This window comes from Pandoraea terrae (genome assembly GCF_902459695.1).
Classification (GTDB): domain Bacteria; phylum Pseudomonadota; class Gammaproteobacteria; order Burkholderiales; family Burkholderiaceae; genus Pandoraea; species Pandoraea terrae.
This window is the reverse complement of record NZ_CABPRZ010000009.1, coordinates 63,384-80,868: the sequence shown is the minus strand read 5'-3', so window position 1 is coordinate 80,868 and position 17,485 is coordinate 63,384. Positions and strand designations below refer to the sequence as shown.

At 62.2% G+C, this 17,485-nt stretch carries 16 protein-coding genes and 1 pseudogene; 7 read left to right on the top strand and 10 right to left on the bottom strand.

Going from position 1 to position 17,485, the window contains the following annotated elements:
* Nucleotides 1–161: 161 nt before the first annotated feature.
* The 3 genes from PTE30175_RS12515 to PTE30175_RS12505 form a co-directional block, all read right to left on the bottom strand.
* Nucleotides 162–500, bottom strand: coding sequence for a site-specific integrase (locus PTE30175_RS12515; protein WP_150697383.1), 339 nt, complete (start codon nucleotides 498–500; stop codon nucleotides 162–164).
* Between the two features lie 66 nt (nucleotides 501–566).
* Nucleotides 567–1,001: a Cu(I)-responsive transcriptional regulator gene (cueR, locus tag PTE30175_RS12510; protein WP_150697382.1), complete on the bottom strand. Its 435-nt coding sequence runs from the start codon at nucleotides 999–1,001 to the stop codon at nucleotides 567–569.
* Nucleotides 998–3,436: a heavy metal translocating P-type ATPase gene (locus tag PTE30175_RS12505; protein WP_150697381.1), complete on the bottom strand. Its 2,439-nt coding sequence runs from the start codon at nucleotides 3,434–3,436 to the stop codon at nucleotides 998–1,000. The genes cueR and PTE30175_RS12505 overlap by 4 nt, the downstream gene beginning before the upstream one ends.
* 195 nt (nucleotides 3,437–3,631) lie before the next feature.
* Here PTE30175_RS12505 and PTE30175_RS12500 point away from each other — a divergent pair, with 195 nt between their 5' ends.
* From PTE30175_RS12500 to tehA, 6 genes are all read left to right on the top strand, one after another.
* Nucleotides 3,632–3,973, top strand: a complete 342-nt coding sequence (locus tag PTE30175_RS12500) for a hypothetical protein (protein WP_150697380.1) — start codon at nucleotides 3,632–3,634, stop codon at nucleotides 3,971–3,973.
* Nucleotides 3,970–5,406, top strand: coding sequence for a TolC family protein (locus PTE30175_RS12495; protein ID WP_150697379.1), 1,437 nt, complete (start codon nucleotides 3,970–3,972; stop codon nucleotides 5,404–5,406). Before PTE30175_RS12500 ends, PTE30175_RS12495 begins: the two co-directional genes overlap by 4 nt.
* A 33-nt stretch (nucleotides 5,407–5,439) precedes the next feature.
* Nucleotides 5,440–6,843, top strand: coding sequence for a multicopper oxidase family protein (locus tag PTE30175_RS12490; protein ID WP_150697378.1), 1,404 nt, complete (start codon nucleotides 5,440–5,442; stop codon nucleotides 6,841–6,843).
* 302 nt (nucleotides 6,844–7,145) lie between these two features.
* A complete protein-coding gene (locus PTE30175_RS12480; protein WP_150697377.1) occupies nucleotides 7,146–7,502 on the top strand; it encodes a copper-binding protein in 357 nt (118 codons plus the stop codon).
* 208 nt (nucleotides 7,503–7,710) lie between these two features.
* On the top strand, nucleotides 7,711–7,962 hold the full coding sequence (locus tag PTE30175_RS12475) for a heavy-metal-associated domain-containing protein (RefSeq protein ID WP_150697376.1): 252 nt from the start codon (nucleotides 7,711–7,713) through the stop codon (nucleotides 7,960–7,962).
* Between the two features lie 244 nt (nucleotides 7,963–8,206).
* On the top strand, nucleotides 8,207–9,175 hold the full coding sequence (gene tehA / locus PTE30175_RS12465) for a dicarboxylate transporter/tellurite-resistance protein TehA (RefSeq protein WP_150697375.1): 969 nt from the start codon (nucleotides 8,207–8,209) through the stop codon (nucleotides 9,173–9,175).
* 116 nt (nucleotides 9,176–9,291) lie between these two features.
* On the opposite strand, the pseudogene PTE30175_RS28660 reads toward tehA, so the two are convergent.
* From PTE30175_RS28660 to PTE30175_RS12445, 4 genes and pseudogenes are all read right to left on the bottom strand, one after another.
* A pseudogene (locus PTE30175_RS28660) lies at nucleotides 9,292–9,414 on the bottom strand (c-type cytochrome); the annotation flags it as partial.
* 185 nt (nucleotides 9,415–9,599) lie between these two features.
* Nucleotides 9,600–10,736, bottom strand: coding sequence for an MFS transporter (locus tag PTE30175_RS12455; RefSeq protein ID WP_150697374.1), 1,137 nt, complete (start codon nucleotides 10,734–10,736; stop codon nucleotides 9,600–9,602).
* A gap of 649 nt (nucleotides 10,737–11,385) precedes the next feature.
* The gene (locus PTE30175_RS12450; protein ID WP_224788742.1) at nucleotides 11,386–12,861 is read right to left on the bottom strand and encodes an MFS transporter; all 1,476 of its coding nucleotides are present in this window, start codon (nucleotides 12,859–12,861) and stop codon (nucleotides 11,386–11,388) included.
* 222 nt (nucleotides 12,862–13,083) lie between these two features.
* On the bottom strand, nucleotides 13,084–13,602 hold the full coding sequence (locus PTE30175_RS12445; RefSeq protein ID WP_150697373.1) for a carboxymuconolactone decarboxylase family protein: 519 nt from the start codon (nucleotides 13,600–13,602) through the stop codon (nucleotides 13,084–13,086).
* 146 nt (nucleotides 13,603–13,748) lie between these two features.
* On the opposite strand from PTE30175_RS12445, the gene PTE30175_RS12440 reads away from it, so the two are divergent.
* Nucleotides 13,749–14,273, top strand: coding sequence for a hypothetical protein (locus PTE30175_RS12440; protein ID WP_150697372.1), 525 nt, complete (start codon nucleotides 13,749–13,751; stop codon nucleotides 14,271–14,273).
* Here the strand turns inward: PTE30175_RS12440 and PTE30175_RS28655 are convergent.
* From PTE30175_RS28655 to PTE30175_RS12425, 3 genes are all read right to left on the bottom strand, one after another.
* A complete protein-coding gene (locus PTE30175_RS28655) occupies nucleotides 14,157–14,675 on the bottom strand; it encodes a helix-turn-helix domain-containing protein (RefSeq protein WP_263596284.1) in 519 nt (172 codons plus the stop codon). The genes PTE30175_RS12440 and PTE30175_RS28655 overlap by 117 nt on opposite strands.
* Before the next feature lie 550 nt (nucleotides 14,676–15,225).
* On the bottom strand, nucleotides 15,226–16,254 hold the full coding sequence (locus PTE30175_RS12430; RefSeq protein ID WP_150697371.1) for an alcohol dehydrogenase: 1,029 nt from the start codon (nucleotides 16,252–16,254) through the stop codon (nucleotides 15,226–15,228).
* A gap of 94 nt (nucleotides 16,255–16,348) precedes the next feature.
* On the bottom strand, nucleotides 16,349–17,485 hold the full coding sequence (locus PTE30175_RS12425) for a flavin monoamine oxidase family protein (RefSeq protein ID WP_150697370.1): 1,137 nt from the start codon (nucleotides 17,483–17,485) through the stop codon (nucleotides 16,349–16,351).

Here is a 17,485-nt window from a genome sequence, read left to right as displayed (position 1 = left end):
TGGTACACTGATGGCAGACAGGGAATCGTAAGTCGTTGATTTTCATTGTTCTTGGTGGCTCCGGACTAAAGTCCCCCTCTCTCCGCCACCTTATTGCATGCGGGTTTCAGCCGTTTTAGTGAAGCCCGTTTGTGTCGTTCAGCCCTTTGATTTGAGTGGATTTACCCGCTCAGCCTTGCGTCGATAGACGCGCTCGGTGGTCTTGCTGTCAGCGTGCGCCAGCAGTGCGCGGGCGTGCCCAAGGACTCCGCATCGCTCGCCACCTTGGCCCGAATGTCGTGTTCGTTGAACGGCACAGTGACTTTGGTTTCGGTCATTACACGGTCCATGAAGTTGCGCCACAGCGACTCCCATCCGCCGGCGCGGCCGGTCTTTTCGTTGATATACCCCACCCCCTCACGATTGCAGAAAAGCCACGGGGAGATGTTCACCGGTCGTGCAGCCTCTGCATCTTTCACGGCTGCGCGCAGATCATGGCTCCACAGGTAGAGGCGCTTCATGTAGCCCCATTGCACAGCTTTGGTGAACGCATGTGTGGATTTGCCCCTGTACCTCCGGACACCGCCTCACACCAAAGTTGATGAAGCGGTCCTGCGCCGGCCTCGCGCGGCTGCGTCTGACGCGAGCGACTCGATGATTGGGCAGTCGGGCCGGTCGTCGCCATTGCAGCAGTGCGCCAGGTATTCGAGCGTGGCCTTCATCTCCTGGAGCTCCTTCAGTTTTTCATCCAGCTCCGCGATGTGCGTCTGGGCCAGTGCCTTGACCTGTCGGCTGGAGCGCTTGCGGTTCTGCCATAGGTCGAGCAGTTCGCTGATCTGGTCCAGCGAGAAGCCGAGATCCCGGCTGTGCCGGATAAACCGCAGCATGCCCACGTCTTTGTCGCTGTACTGCCGATAGCCGGCGTCCGTGCGGCTCGCCGGGGGCAACAGCCCGATGCCTTCATAGTGCCGGATCATTTTTGCCGAGACGCCGGAGGCGGAGGCTGCTTCGCCGATGTTCATGGTCGGGCTCCTTGAATCGGGTTGGCGCCGGTCGCCGCGCCGCGCCAGCGGCGCAGCATCAGCGCATTGGTGACGACGCTCACGCTGCTGAAGGCCATGGCCGCGCCGGCGATGACCGGGCTCAGCATGCCCAACGCCGCCAGTGGAATGCCCAGCACGTTGTACGCGAACGCCCAGAACAGGCCCTGTTTGATTTTCGAGTAGGTACGGCGCGAGACGTCGAACGAATCCGCCACCAGGCGCGGGTCGCCGCGCATCAGTGTGATGCCCGCCGCCTCCATCGCGACATCAGTGCCCGTTGACATCGACAAACCAACGTCCGCCGCCACCAGAGAGGGTGCGTCGTTCAATCCGTCGCCCACCATCGCCACGATGTGGCCCTGCTTGCGCAGTTCTTGCACGATGGCAGCCTTGTCGCCCGGCAACAGTTCCGCGCGGACTTCATCGATGCCCAACTCGTGCGCTACGGCACGGGCGCTGCCCTGGTTGTCGCCAGTCAGCATCACCGTGCGGATGCCCAGTTCGCGCAGCCGCGCGACGGCGGCGTAGGACGCGGGTTTGACCGTGTCGCCAAAGGCCAGCAGCCCCAGCATGCGGGCCCGGCTGTCCCCCCGTGCCAGCAGCCAGGAGATAGTCCGCCCCTCGCCCTCAAGGCGCTGGGCCACGGCCAGCAGCGTGCCCGGATCGGCACCCGTCTCGTTCATCAACCGCGTACTGCCCAGCAGGAGATGCTGGCCGCCGACGACGGCCTGCACGCCTCGGCCTGGCAGGGCTTGGGCCTCATGCGCCGGCGGTACAGTAGTGCGTTGATCCCGGACTTTCTCCATTACCGCATGGGCGAGCGGGTGGTCGCTGGTCTTCTGCAGTGCGGCGGCGAGTTGCAGCACCTCATTCGGATCACCCTTGTCGGCCGCCTCGATCGCGACCAGCGACGGCTTGCCTTCGGTTAGCGTGCCCGTCTTGTCAAAGGCCACGGCGGTCACCGAGTGCGCCACTTCCAATGCCTCAGCATCCTTAATCAGAATGCCCTGGCGCGCGGCCACGCCGGTGCCGGCCATGATGGCCGTGGGTGTGGCCAGGCCGAGCGCGCAGGGACAGGCGATGACGAGTACCGCCACTGCGCTGATTAGCGCCTGTTCCCCATCGCCGCTATACAGAAGCCAGCCGCAGAAGGTCAGCAGTGCAAGACCGAGGACTGCGGGAACGAAGATGGCGCTCACCCGATCGACGATGCGCTGGATCGGGGCTTTCGCCGCCTGCGCCGACTCGACCATGCGGATGATTCGGGCGAGCGTGGTCTCGGCGCCGATGGCCATCGTGCGGACCCGCAGCACACCTTCCTCGTTGACCGAGCCGCCGGTCACGTGGTCGCCGATGGCCTTGGCCACCGGCATGCTTTCGCCGGTGATGAGCGACTCGTTGACGTGGCTGCGGCCGTCGACGACTGCGCCGTCCACCGGCACCCGCTCGCCGGGACGGATGACGACGATGTCACCGACCGCAACCTGTGCGACCGGTGTGGAGACTTCGATGCTGTCCACCAAAACCCTTGCTACCGTCGGCCGCAAGGCATTCAGCGAACGGATGGCGTCGGCGGTCTGCCGCTTGGCGCGGGATTCGAGCCATTTGCCAAGCAGCACCAGCGTGATGACCGCGGCCGAGGCCTCAAAGTACAGATGCGACGACATGCCATGGCCGGCGTGCTTCCACAACAGGTAAACCGAAAGTCCATACGCCGCGCTCGTGCCCAGCGCGACCAGCAGGTCCATGTTGCCGGTCCCGGCCTTCACGGCCTTCCAGCCAGCGCGGTAGAAGCGCGCGCCGAGACAGAACTGCACCGGCGTCGCCAGAGCCAGTTGCACCCAGCCGTCCAGCGACCAGTCAATGTCGAACAAGTCCAGCAACATGGGCAGCACCAGCGGCAGCGTCAGCAGTGTCCCGACGAGCACCGGCCACCATTGCGGAAGGCCTGTGGCGGCTGGGGCAGTGGAGATTGCCTCGACCGGTTTGGCAGCATATCCGGCCTTGTCGATGGCGGCTGCCAGTGCCGCGTACGACACGCCGTCAACCATAGTGACAGTAGCCTTCTCGGTCGCGAGATTCACGGCCGCAGCCGACACACCGGGGACTTTCAGCAGCGCCTTTTCCACCCGGGCCACGCACGACGCGCAGGTCATGCCTTCGATCTCAAGCTCGGTCTGGCGGGAGCGGACTTCGTAGCCAGCCTTGCGCACGGCGTCGGCAAGCGCCCAGGCATCCATGCCGGCGGAGGCCTGGACGGTGGCCTCCTCGGTCGCCAGGTTCACCGCGGTGCTTTCGACGCCTGGCAGCGCCTGTAGCGCCTTCTCGACGCGCACGACGCAACTCGCGCAGGTCATACCTTCGATGGGGAGCTTGAACTCCAAAGATGCGGTCGGTGCGACGGCTGTGCTCATGGGGATCTCCGGTTCGTTGGTGTTTCGACAGGCCGTCAGCTTGATCCTTGCCACTATTGGAAGGTCAAGCGAATCAGAACAGAAATCTCCGATTGCTTCATAACTTTTTCGGCAGGGCTATTGACATTCCCATCGTGGGAAGCAAGACAGTGCGACACACCAACTCGCCGCCAAGTTCAACAAGAGATGAAATTCATGACTTGCCCTATCCTCCGATGGCCTTCGCGTACAGGCAGAACGATGGCCCTGCTGCTGGCCACCGTGGGCGCCCATGCCGAGCCGCAGCAGGCAGCGCCGCAAACTGCGCCAGTGCTGGTGTACTCGTCGGCGTTCGCCTCCTACAAGGGCTACGCAGACCAGCCCGTCACGCCCTGGCGCGAGGCCAACGATACCGTGGGTCGTATCGGCGGCTGGCGCAGCTATGCCAAGGAGGCCGCTCAGGAGACATCACCCGCAGCCCCCGCGGGGGCCGCTTCGGCTTCCGCGCCGTCAAGCCACGATGCCGGTCACGGCGCTCACCTTGGGAGCCGGCCATGAGCAGCGTCCATGCTGCTTTCCGCAGCCGCTTCTCGCTCGTGGCCCTGGCCCTGTTCGCGCTTTCGGGTTGCGCCAGCGTGAACCTCGAACAAAGCCTGACGCGCACCAACGAGGAGGCGGCAAGCTTCACCGGCGGCCGACTGGCCCTGGCCGCGACGCCCGAGGATCGGGTAGCGCACGGGAAGACAGCGTCCGAGCTGCTGGCCCAGCCGCTCGGGCAGCAGGAGGCCGTGCAGCTGGGCCTTGCCAACAGCCCAGCACTGCAGGCCCTGCTGGCCCAGCACGCGGCCGACACCGCGCGTGCGGCCCAAGCCGGCCGCCTGCCCAACCCCATCTTCAGCTTCGAACACTTGCGCAACGGCGACACGCTCGAACTCGGCCGCATGATCTCCATCGGCCTGCTGGACCTGCTGACCCTGCCATTGCGCCGGGAACTGGCCGAACACCAGGTCGAGCAAGCACGATTGCGGCTGACCTCCGACGTGGTGGATCAGGTCACCCAAGTGCGCCAGGCCTGGGTGCGCGCAGTGGCCGCACAGCAAAGCCTGCAGTACGCCGGGCAGGTCTACGAGAGCGCCGAGGCCAGCGCCGAACTCGCGCGCCGCATGCAGGAGGTGGGCAACTTCAGCAAGCTCCAGCGCGCGCGCCAACAGGCCTTCTACGCCGACGCGGCAACTCAGCTCGCGGCCGCGCGCTATGCGGCCACGACGGCGCGCGAGGAACTGGTGCGTCAACTGGGTTTGACCGAGGCCCAGGTACAGGACTTGAAGCTGCCCGAGCGCCTGCCCGATCTGCCCAAGCAACCTCTGCAGCCGGCCGAAGTGAGTCAGGCAGCCAGCCGCCGGCGCCTGGATGTGCGACTTGCCCAAGCCGAATTCGACGCTGCGGCTCGCGCCCGGGGTCTGACCCGCGTGACCAGCGTCACCGGCATCGAGCTAGGCGTAATTCGCAACACGACCTTCGACAGCGCGGCAGGCAGCAGGACCACGGGGCGCGGCTACGAGATCGCCCTGAGCCTGCCGCTGTTCGACTGGGGCGATCTGCAGCGCGACGCCGCCAACGGCCAGGTCCTGGCATCGGCCCAGCGCCTGGAAGCCACGCTTCGCATGGCAGGTTCCAGCGTGCGTGACAGTTACTCGGCCTACCGCACGACCTACGACATCGCACGTCACCAACGTGACGAGGTCGTGCCGCTGCGCAAGACCATCTCGGACGAAAACCTGCTTCGCTACAACGGCATGCTGATCGGCGTGTTCGATCTGCTGGCCGATGCACGCGACCAGGTGGGAGCGGTAATGGCCGCCATCGCGGCCGAGCAACAGTTCTGGCTGGCCGACGCGGCCCTGCAAGCGGTCCTGATCGGCCGGCCCACAGCCAGCGCCGTCGCGACAACCGCCAGTGCAACGGGAGGGAGCGCAGATGCCGCGCAATGAATCCATCCGTCAATTTCACGCAAGGACTCCGACATGAATTCGAGAAGACAGTTTTTTTCGCTGGCCGGAGGCGCTATCGCCGCGGCCAGCGTCAGCCGAGTGGCGATGGCAGCGCTGCCCGAACCTGTGATCCAGACTTCGGCCAATACGATGGCACCACTGGTTCCGAACACGGGCCGGCCCTACAACCCCGTGGTCACGCTCAACGGCTGGACCTGCCCCTGGCGCATGAACAACGGCGTCAAGGAATTCCACCTCGTCGCCGAGCCCGTCGTGCGCGAGATGGCCCCCGGCTTCAAGGCCCATCTCTGGGGCTACAACGGCCAGTCACCTGGGCCAACCATCGAGGTGGTCGAAGGCGATCGCGTTCGCATCTTTGTGACCAACCGCCTGCCCGAACACACCAGCCTCCACTGGCACGGCCAGCGGGTGCCCAACGGCATGGATGGGGTCGCGGGTCTGACGCAGAAGGCCATCCCGCCGGGTAAGACCTTCGTCTATGAGTTCACGGCACGCCGCCCCGGCACCTTCATGTACCACCCGCATGCCGACGAAATGGTGCAGATGGCCATGGGCATGATGGGTTTCTGGGTCACGCACCCCAAGGCCAGGCACCCACTGATCGACGAGGTGCAGCGCGACTTCTGCTTCCTGCTCAACGCCTACGACATCGAGCCTGGCGCCTACACACCCAAGGTCATGACCATGCTGGACTTCAACCTGTGGTCATGGAACAGCCGCGTCTTCCCCGGCATCGACTCGCTCAACGTGCGACGGGGCGACAAGGTGCGCATCCGCGTCGGCAACCTGACCATGACCAACCACCCGATCCATCTGCACGGCCACGAGTTCATGGTCACGGGCACGGATGGCGGGCCGATCCCGAAGTCCTCGCGTTGGCCCGAGGTCACGACCGACATCGCTGTCGGGCAGATGCGCCAGTTCGAATTCATTGCCGACGAGGAAGGCGACTGGTCCTTCCACTGCCACAAGGCCCACCACACCATGAATGCCATGGGCCACGACGTGCCGACCATGATCGGCGTGGACCACAGCGGCATGGCCGGCAAGATCAATCACCTGATTCCCGACTACATGGTGATGGGCGAGCGCGGCATGGCCGACATGACCGAGATGGAGATGCCGATCCCCGACAACACCGCGCCCATGATGACCGGCCAAGGCCCGTTCGGTTCGGTCGAGATGGGCGGCATGTTCAGCGTGCTCAAGGTGCGGCGCAACCAGAAGCCCGGCGACTACAAGGACCCGGGCTGGTACCAGCATCCACAGGGCACGGTAGCGTCCGAGTACCAAGGCGCGCTGAACGAGCCGGTGCGCTCGTCCTCCAGCGGGAGCGGCACCATGCCGCGCGCGCAGCAGCCGGCCCAGCAGGTCGAGGTGCAGGTGCGCAAGCCCGGCGGCCATGGGGACCATTGACCCCTCATCGCATGTCGAATCGCGAAATTGAATACATCCTCACGCACCTCAAGTACAACGAGACTTCGGATGAAAGCCACTGTGCTTTGCCTACAATGTGCCATAACCCTCGTCGCGTGTTCAGGTGCTTCGGCACAAGAATCGGCAACTTTCGCAATGCGCTCCTTGACTCCGGAAGCCGCGTTGCGCGCCGCACATGCGGCGCTACAGAGCTGCGCGCGCAGCGGGTATCAAGCCAAACTTGCGTCGCCCCCAAGAGACCCGCGTCAAGCGGTTTACTTCAACCCAAAGGAGGGAGCCTTATGAAACTCAAAGCCAATTTTTCCCCGATGCTCAGCGCCGTGCTGAGTCTCTCGTCGGCGGCTTGGACCGGCGTCGCCACAGCCCAGACCGCGGGCGCGCCCGCAGGCCAGCATGCCGCCGCGCCGGCCAGTTCCTACCTCACTGACGGTGAAATCCGCAAGGTTGACAAGGCATCCGGCAAGCTCACGATTAAGCATGGGCCGATCAAGAGCCTCGACATGCCCAGCATGACCATGGTGTACCAGGTGCGCGACGCGGCCCTGCTCGACAAGGTGCAGGCCGGCGACAAGGTGCGCTTTCGCGCCGAGTACGAGGGGAGCAAGTTCCTTGTCACCGAGATCCTGTTGGCCCGCTGAGGGCAAAGCGTCTGTTGGAAAAGACCAAATTGTGCTGGTGCGTTCCTGGAACAGTTGGCAGAACTGCCTGTCTGGAACCGCCTTGCGAGTCGATTGCATCTCAAGCCAGAGATATCGACAAGGATTCGATATGCACCCCTTGACATTCCAGCGATGGGAAGACTGATAGTTCCAACATCTCATCAACAAACTCAGTAGGAGAGATCTCATGATTGCCTTTGAAGTTAAAGACATGACCTGCGGCCACTGTGTCAGCGCGATTACCAAGGCGCTGAAGTCTGTGGACAACCATGCCGGGTTCACCATCGATCAGGCTAGACACCTGGTGATGATCGAATCGGCCGACGCCGATCCGAAGGAGCTTCGGGATGCCATTGCGGATGCGGGCTACTCGCCTGTGCGAGTCGAGGAAGGAACGGTCAAAGCATCTGCTCAGGCGAACACGTGCTGTGGACATTAGTAATGAATTTCCTCGCTTGCAGCGCCGCACGCTCGCACTGATCGCTGTCATAGCACCACTGCTGGGGCTATTCATCTATGCCGCCGTGCGCCCTGGGCCGCTGGCGTCGTATGCGGTGACGGTGGCCAACCCGTTCAGCGAAGCTGAACTTTCATCAATTGCTTGGTACTCGGGTGGCGCTCCTCGCGGCCACGGACGAATTTCCATGCACCAATAGACGGTGGCATCGTCGGGTATACGTAGCATGCGCAGACCGGTGAAGATTCCGGCGTCGTACTTCGGGATGGTCCTAGGCCTTGCAGGTCTCGGGCAGGCGTGGCGCACCGCGGTGCGACTATGGGATCTGCCGCCGGTCGTAGGCGAAGCTCTTCTGGCGACCGCAGGACTGGTCTGGGCCATACTGATCGTCGGCTACTTGTGGCAAACCATCCGGAACTTCGAGATGGTAAAAGCCGAGTTCCTGCACCCCGTGCAGGGCGGTACGCCTGCGTTGGTGGCGGTTTCGACTTTGCTCGTCGCCATGGCAGTCCTTCCGTATTCAATTACCCTGGCGCGGTTTCTGGTCATCAGCGGCATTGCGTGGCACGTGGGCTTCTCTCTCTGGCACACAGGCACGCTCTGGCAAGGCGGGAGGAACTCGGTGGACATGGTGCCGACCCTGTATCTGCCGACCGTTGCTGGCAATTTCACCAGCGCAGCGGCACTCGGTTCGTTAGGCTGCCCGGACTGGGGCTGGCTATTCCTGGGTGCGGGGCTGTTCTCATGGTTGGCCCTCGAATCGCTGGTCATCCAGCGACTATGGCATTCGACAGCGGTACCCGCGCCTCAGCGCCCTTTGATTGGCATTCAGTTCGCCCCGCCGGTCGTTTGCGCCATGGCTTGGTTGGCGTTGTCTCCTGGCGGCGCGGACCACTGGCTTCTCATGCTATGGGGCTATGGTCTTTTCCAGTTACTGCTTGGCCTACGCCTCGGGCCCTGGTTGGGCGTGCAGCCCTTCATCCCTGCCTACTGGGCCTATACGTTCGGAGTCGCCGCCGCGACGGTCAGTGGACTGAAGCTAGCGCAGTCGGGCGTCCGGTCGGCACAAGTGCTAGCTTTACCGGTCTTCGTCGGTGCCAACCTATTCATTGGATACCTCGCCATACGTACGGTCCACCTGTTTGTCACAAGTCGGTCCTACCCACAGCGGTTATCCTCGCCTCACGAGGACTGATGCACGGGTACATCCACGCCTGAGGCTAGCCCAAAATCAGTACCGGTCTAAGTTGGAAATCCGGCTCTGGGGGCCACCCTCGAGTGCGGTCTTGAGCCGCCAGACCGTTAACCGGGCTATGGGGTACCCAACACATGTCCGTTGACGGTCTTGCCGTACATGGAGTTGGGCGAATTATGATATTTCGCACGCGTTGCTTCGACTGAGCCTGCGAACCGCGGATCCTGTGGCCGTTCGTGGCAGAAGCACGTGCCCGATATGCCAGATCATCACGCGGCCTGTAGCGTGGCGCCTTTGTCGCTGGAAGGTTGGTGGGACGAACCCGGCGGATGGCGCAGATACCAGCGACCTGACATGAGCGGTAAATCGATTCGAATTGCACCGTCGATCCTGTCTGCGGACTTCTCCAGACTGGGTGCCCCGGTTACGTCTGGCGGGCCAGACTGTGTCTCGACCATTGCAGCCACAAGATACCCATCGTCGCAAGAACAATCGGCGGCAGGATCAATCCCGATACAAGCGTCCATCCGAACGCAGTCAACAGCCCCCCCGACACGAAAGAGCCGATAACCATCGCGCCGAACACGACAAAATCATTGATCGACTGAACACGCGGCCGATCCTCTGGCGTATGGCAGGTCAGCACCAGCGCGGATGCTCCCAGAAATCCGAAGTTCCAGCCCACGCCCAGAAGCACCAATGCCCTCCAAAAATGATTGAGCGTCATGCCGCTCATGCCTGTGATGGCAGCAAGCGCGGTCAAGGCCAGTCCAGCGAGCGTGACGTTGGGCGCGCCGAAGCGGGAGATCAGGCGACCGGTAAAGAAGCTCGGTGCGTACATGGCAACGACGTGCATCTCGATGCCATAGTTGGCGTGCACGCGCGACATCCCGCACAGCTCCATGGCGAGCGGGGCCGAAGTCATCATGAAATTCATCATCATGTAGCTCACGACACCACAGAGCATTGCCACCATGAACCGCGGCTGCCAAAGAATTTCGGCGATCGGGCGTCCGACGGTTCGGCGGGAAATCTGTGGCTGGTGCTCGAACTTCACCCCCTGCAGCACAAGGGCCGAGAGCACCGCCACCCCGGCGGAGGCAAGGTAGGTGACCACATAAGTATGGGGCGCCCCTAGATTCATCGTGGCCGTGACCAACTGCGGCCCGAGCACACCGGCGAAGACGCCACCCGCCATGACCGTCGACAGCGCCCGAGCACGATCCGGCGGGCGTACGCATTCTGCGGCCGCGAAGCGGAAGGTCAGCACGACAGCTGCATACGCACCACCGAACAGCATGGCAAAGCAAAACAACGTGAAAGACTGGATAACAAGCGCCAGTGCGGCAAGGAGTCCAACGGTGACGCCACAAAGATTGCCGAACAGGAAGGTCACGCGCCGGCCATAGCGCCGGGTCATCACACCTACTGGCAGTGTTGTCATCGCCATCCCGATGACGAACACTGAGATCGGCATGGTCGCCAGGGCTGGACGTGAGGCAAGCATGTTGCCAATGATGGCGCCGGTTGCATACACGACGGTCGAGTTGGCACCAGCCAGCGCCTGTGCCGATCAGTTGCAAATATGTTTGTCCTGTCATTTCCAATAAGAACAGCCACATATCGAAGCAGCACCCTTGCACGGATGGTTTTACACGGCCACTGCCGGTTGAGATCAGCATCGAATGGGTACAGTCACTTACGGTGCCCAAGGTACGACGGCTCAAGTGCTTGTAAGACCCCTTCGCGTGTCCCGCGAATGCACGTGGAGGTTTCGGGCTTCGCTTATCCCAACGGGAGCGGGCTTTTTTTTAACAGTCAGTCCTGCTTTGGCCGACTTAGTCGAAAGCTAGTCTAAGTAAGAAGAAAAGCGCACCTACTCGGTGTCACGCGAGTACGAAACCATGGGCCGTCTCGGGCAAGAGAATGCGCTTAGAGTTTGCAAGAAATTCAAAGCCGGCTTTTCAAGAATAAAGTAAGGATACTTAAACGATACTTTCAAATGCACAACAATCAGAGGATTGCTTTCTTCCCGACTCAAGCATCACCCGGGAGTTAAACCCATCATGCGCAAAGCCATTCCGCAACAGGCGATGTTCAAATGAAGGTGTCGGATCCTGAGAAACTTGCCGGCGCACTGACCGCGAACTGATTCGATCCAGGCGGGAAAGTGTGCAAGATATCCCCGCCTGGATCGATCCGCTGGATCATCACTCTCCCAGCGATACCGAAGAAATCTGACTCCGTAACGGAGTATTCGGCATGCGTAGTGTGACGATGAACGCTGCTGCACAGATGACGGCAGTAATGCCATACAGTAGTTCAAAGTTGGCGGAGATGTGAGATGCCGCCATTGCTCCCGAAGCGACAGCGAGCCCAGACGCCACAAGCGCGCCTGCCAACGTCGAGCCACTTGCACCGCCAACCGAGCGAAGCACGAGCAGGGCGCCCGTGCCAGCACCAATGTTCTTGGACGGAACGGCATTCTGCGCACTCATGATGGTGCCCAGCAGGCAGACACCTACGCCCGGTCCGGTGATGACCATCGCGCCGACCGTCATCCACACGGGTGCGCCAGCCGGCATGAGCGCCGACAAAGCCAGCCCGAAGCAACTCAACGCGGTAGCAATGCGCAAGGCCCCGCGTATCGTGCCTTTGCGGCGCGCGTACATGCTACCAAGTAGATTGCCGCTGACGTTCGAGAGCATGAACGGCGCAACATACAGGCCTGATTCCGCCGCGCTTGCGTCTCTGAGCAATTGGGCATAGAGCGGGATGGAGAAAAGGCAGACGAAGAGCACCACCGCCATCAGCGTCGAGACAAGCACGCTCGATACATAGGTCGGGTTGGCAAACACAGGGGGCGGCAGGACCGGATCCCGTGCGCGTTTTTCCTGCGCCATGAGCAGGGTCGCCAGCACACCGCCAACGGCCAACATGCCCACAACCTCGAAAGACAACCACGGATACTCGCGCCCGCCCCAGCCAAGCGCAAGCAGCACCGTCGAGATGGTGCCGGCGAGCAGAAGCATGCCGACCAGATCGATCCGTGCCTTGTGTCCGTTGGCATGCGTCTTGATGTTTCGAAGTCCGCGGCTGCAAGCCCAGATCGCGAGTGCCCCCAGCGGCAGATTGATCCAGAAGATCCAGCGCCACGACCATTGCTCGGCGACGAATCCGCCGACGAGCGGTCCACTGATCGACGCGATCGCCCATACCGCTGATAGATACCCTTGATAGCGCCCACGTTCACGCGGCGGCGCAACGTCTGCGATGGCTGCCTGAGCAAGGGCCATCAACCCGCCTCCGCCCAAGCCTTGAAGCGCCCGGAACCAGATCAGTTGATGAATCGACTGTGCGAGTGCGCAAAGTGCCGAAGTCGCCATGAAGATCGCGATACAGCTCATCAGCAACCTGCGACGCCCGTAGGTATCGGAAAGCTTGCCATAGACCGGCGTACTGACCGTCGAGCAGATGAGATAGGCCGCGATGATCCAGGACAACTGCCCAAATCCGCCCAGATCTCCCGCGATGGCCGGTACCGCCGGTATGACAACGGTCTGATCGAGTGCCCCGAGGAGAATACAGAGAACGACACCGGAAATGACGCGCATCACATCTGCGTGAGGCAGCGCGTCACCGGTATTGGCAACCGAATCGACGGTGGCCTCTGAGACTTGTGACATTGGTTTATCGCTCCGTGAAAGCAATGGGCACGGTTCGACGGCATGGCGCCGAACGTGGCGAAGCGAGGGCTTCGCCAGCGCAGACCATTAAACGGCAAACCGGGCATCGCGTATGTCGATCAGCCGCCGACCGATGTTGAGCAAATGACAGATTCCACAGGCCGGCGATGCCTGTCATTGCTCTGCATATTGCCTGTTACAACGGGCGGCGGCTTACGGCGCTCAAATCGCCAGCGCGACGAGGAAGCGAGACACCATGTTGTAGGCAGCCACAGTCGCGACAGCCTCTACCGTCTTCGTTTCACCGAAGAGCGCCTTCATGCGATCGATGACTGCTTCGTCCACCCGCACGTACTTCGTCGACTGATCAACCAGCTCGATGAGCAGTTGCTCCTTCTCGTCGAACGGGCCGGTGGCGCGATGCGCCTTGATGGCGGCACATTTCTCTTCAGTGCCGCCCGCTTGCAGGTACGCGGGGTGATGCACACCCCATTCGAAATCCGCGCCGTTCAATACGGCAACGCGAAGCATGATCAGTTCGAGGTATTCGAGCTCGAGGCTGAAGTCTGCGCGCACACGACGCAACAGCTCGTTCCAACCCGTCGCCAGCGGGAAGCTCCGCAGCAAGACGCGATCGATACCGATGAGTTCGCCATTCGGGCGGCGAGCCTGAATGCCGGCCAGCAGTTCCGGAGGGACAGGATCGCCGTCTTGCCAGGGGGTAACACGCACTGCACTCATTGAAAACTCCTTCTTTCAGTATGACTGGTAGCGTCCGAGGCGTCGTGGCGGGAGCGCGCGATGGCGAACTCGGTAACAACACCATACGACGTGGCACCATGTTCAATGGTCCGCGCATTGGGCGGCTCCGGCAAGGCGCATATTCTTTGAAAGTTGGAAACAAATTCTTTGTGAGATACGGGCCGAAAATCGAGCTGCCCTGCGCCTCCTGCAACCTGATTCACGTTGCGTTCATGCCGTTCTGTGCGGGGCTCCTCCTGAATCTGCGATTCAAGGCGAGCCCGTGGAACTACGTCCTGAGCGCTTTCGGTGCGCTGATCGGTAGCCTGATCAGCCTGTTGTTCATGTTCGCCAAAGCGCCGCCGTACACGACGCCGACCGGATCTGCGATCTTCGGACTGCACATGTACACGTGGTCCTTCATGATCTTCACGGGCGCGATCATGTATTGCGTCGTCACGTTGCCGCTGCTCTCGCAGATGAGCGATGTGGCACCTGAATCGGCGACGGTGAACAAGCAGGCGGCCGGGCGCGTCGTCATGACGGTCTTCGTCTTACTGGTGGGGGCTAACCTGGTTTCCGCGTTCCTGCAGAACGGTTTCCACACGTTCAAGGCCGGCGGGCAGAAGCTCTACCAGATGCTGTACGACGGCGACGTCATGAAGCCCTGAAGTGACACGACCGCGCGGCTCCCATCGAGGTGAGGGAGCCGCGCGGTCGGTGGCAATGCAACTGTATGTGTCGGCGCGTCGAAATCTCGGTCGGCATCTTCGACAGAAGCGGCTTCGACTCCCGGGGTGATGCTCGCGCATATAAGCCCGCGGGCTATCCCCCATGTCCATGGGGAAGGCGTAGACGAATGCCGACGTCGATCCGTACCCGAGCTCCATTGCCGTGCGCGTAACGCCCAGGCCACTCGCGAGCAGTTCAATTGAGCGTAGCAATCTCATGCGTCGACGCCACGATCTCAGCGACATGCCTGTGTCGGCCAGGAAGCGACGCGCCAGCGTTCGCGAAGACATACCGAGAGTTTGGGCCCGCTCTTCAACGCAGCGTGATTCCGCCGGATTCATATAGAGCGACTCACAAAGGCTGGCAAGCGACACTTCCCATGGCCAACTCAGTGCGGCTGGAGTTGCCTTTGCGCGCTCGACCTGATCGAAGATGAGACGGGTGACCCGCTGGAGGTAGTCGCAATCGACAATCCCGTCCTTCCGGAGCGTCGCCGCTTCAACGATCAATGCCTGCAGCAAGGGCGACACGTTGAACACGAAGGGCATCCCCGGCAGGGCATGCCCGAGTTCGCCATCTGCTATCCAGAGGCTTCGGAAGTCCGCACCCAGCAGGGACCCGACCCGGTGCGCCGTATCTCGCGGGAGTTACACCGCTTGCTCAGGGGCAATGAGAAAAGACCGTTGCTCGGCGACGACCGTCAGTGGCCCGGATATTGCATAGACTACCTGGTGCCATTCATGCGAGTGCTCGGCAAACTCGTGCCGGGCCGGAATTCGCTGTACACGGACGGTCAGCGGATCGGGAGGGCGGAGCCCTCCATCCTGGCGGAGCGTCGTCCACGTCATTGCAGGCCGGTGTCCGGGCGGCGCTTGACGGCAGCGCTGGAAGTCAGCCGCCATTGCCCATGGTCAGGACCATGCGGAACTTGACCTCGCCGGAGCGCATCTTCCGCACGGCCTCATTGGCCTTTTCCAGCGGCATCGTTTCAATCTGTGGCCGTACGTCTGCCAACACACTGAAGTTCAGTGTACGTTCGTTCTCGTACGCAGAGCCGGTAATCGACCCGACGATGCTTCGCTCGCCGCCGACCATCATGCCCGGCGACACGGTGAGCGGCACCTTGCCAGTACCCAAAAGCACCAGTCGACCTTGCGGCGCGAGGGCTGGCATCACGGTCGAGATGGCGTCCGCGCTGCCTACGGTACTCACGATCGCCTGTGCACCGCCCATTTGCTGGAGGCGCTCGACCACGGCGTCCGTGTTCGTGTCGAGATAGACGTGAGCGCCAAGCGCGAGTGCGTCCTGCTCGATATCCTTGCCGCGACCAATCGCTACGACCTTGAAGCCCATCTTGCGGGCGTATTGCAGGGCCATATGACCCAAGCCACCGACACCATAGATGGCTACCGTATCGCCCGCCTGTGCGCCGGACTTTTTCAGTGCGTTGAACGTGGCGATGCCGGCGCACAAGATGGGCGCGGCTTCCGTCGAACTCAGTTCGTCGGGAATTGCCACGAGGCCTGTAGCGCGCGCGATCATCATTTCGGCATACCCGCCATCACACGACGCGCCGAGGATCGGCTGATTCGGGCAAAGTTGGAATTCTCCGCGGCGGCATTGCTGACACTCGCCGCAATGACCACCCTTACGGCCAACGCCGACCCGTTGCCCGAGCTTCCACATCGACGGCACGCCGTCGCCAACGGCCGCGATATGTCCGACCACTTCATGGCCCGGCACTCGCGGCGGGTGCAAATCCGGATTGGCGTTGTCGATGTCGGCGGCATCTGCGCCGCACACTCCACATGCGTCGACTTCGATCAACACTTCGCCCGCACCTGGCTTGGGGGTAGGGCGCTCGACCAGTTCGAGCGGGTTTGCGAAGCCGACTTGCATTGCGCGGTAGGTGGTTTTCATGATCGTCATCCGGTACTTGGAACGGTTACAGGTCTGCATGCCCGGGCCGTGGAGGCCGCTGTGCGCACGCGATGGTTTAGTGCATCAAATCAGGTCAGTGGAGCAGCGACTGCGTTCGCATGCTGCGCTTGTCCTGGACAAGCAATTCCCGCACGCCTATCGACGCCGCCTCGACGGCACCAGCCACATACCCCGGAAATTGCGGCGACCACTCGCTGGCGATGCCGATGACACGCCCGTGCCACGGCGCCGACGAGGCGGTGGAGGCCGGCGCACTGCTGTGCATGCCATAGCCGACCAGATCTTCGGGTGTCGCGACAAACGAGTCCGCAGCCCAGTCCTTGATGACGTGCGCGACGGGGTTGGCCGCCTTGTCGCCGAACAACCGGATCAACTGCATACGGCACTTTTCTAGAAGTGCACCCTCCGGAAGCGACGCACGCACGTTGGGCGGGACGCCGATGAAGCCGAACAGCGCGCCTATGCCATCGGGAACGGAGGCATCGTGAATCTCGGCCATGGGTCCCCGGCCGCTGCGTGCTTCGCCTGAGAGCTGCTGCTCGCGCCAGAACGGTGTGTCGTACACCGCGACGTGCTTCGCGTGAGGTGCCATCCAAGTATTCGTGTGGCGCCATGCCGTCACGAGCGATTCGGGCAGCGGCGGATCGAATACGATCCGCGACACGGCGATGCGCGGCGGAATCGCCAGCAGGACGCGCTCTGCGCGGAGGGTTGTGCTGGCACCCGAGGTATCTGCAACGTTGATCTCGACGCGGTCCTCACCCGAATTCAACCGCTTGACCGTCAGGCCGGTACGAATGTTGGCCGGGGGCAATCTGTCAGCGAGGGCATCGATCAACGCGCCCATGCCACCGTACAGGCGAACTGAGGCGGGTACGTTCGGATAGCCTCGCATCCGATTGGGTTGGCCGCTGGCTTGCTCGATCAGCATATCCCCCGTCTCGTGCTGCTCGAACGTCGGGAGATCCAGGGTGTCGATCACTTGCCGGAGCTGCGGTTGGTAATCCGGCCAGTACCAGGTCGGGCCCAGATCGAACGTGTGAGTCCCCGCCTTGGTCTCGTCATCGATGTTCAGCGACAGGATGCGGCCGCCAATGGCCTCCTTCGCCTCGATCACGACATAGTCGTGAATACCTTGCTGGGTCAACTGATACGCGGCGAACAGACCGCTGAGGCCGCCGCCAATGATTGCAATGTGTACGGTATCCAT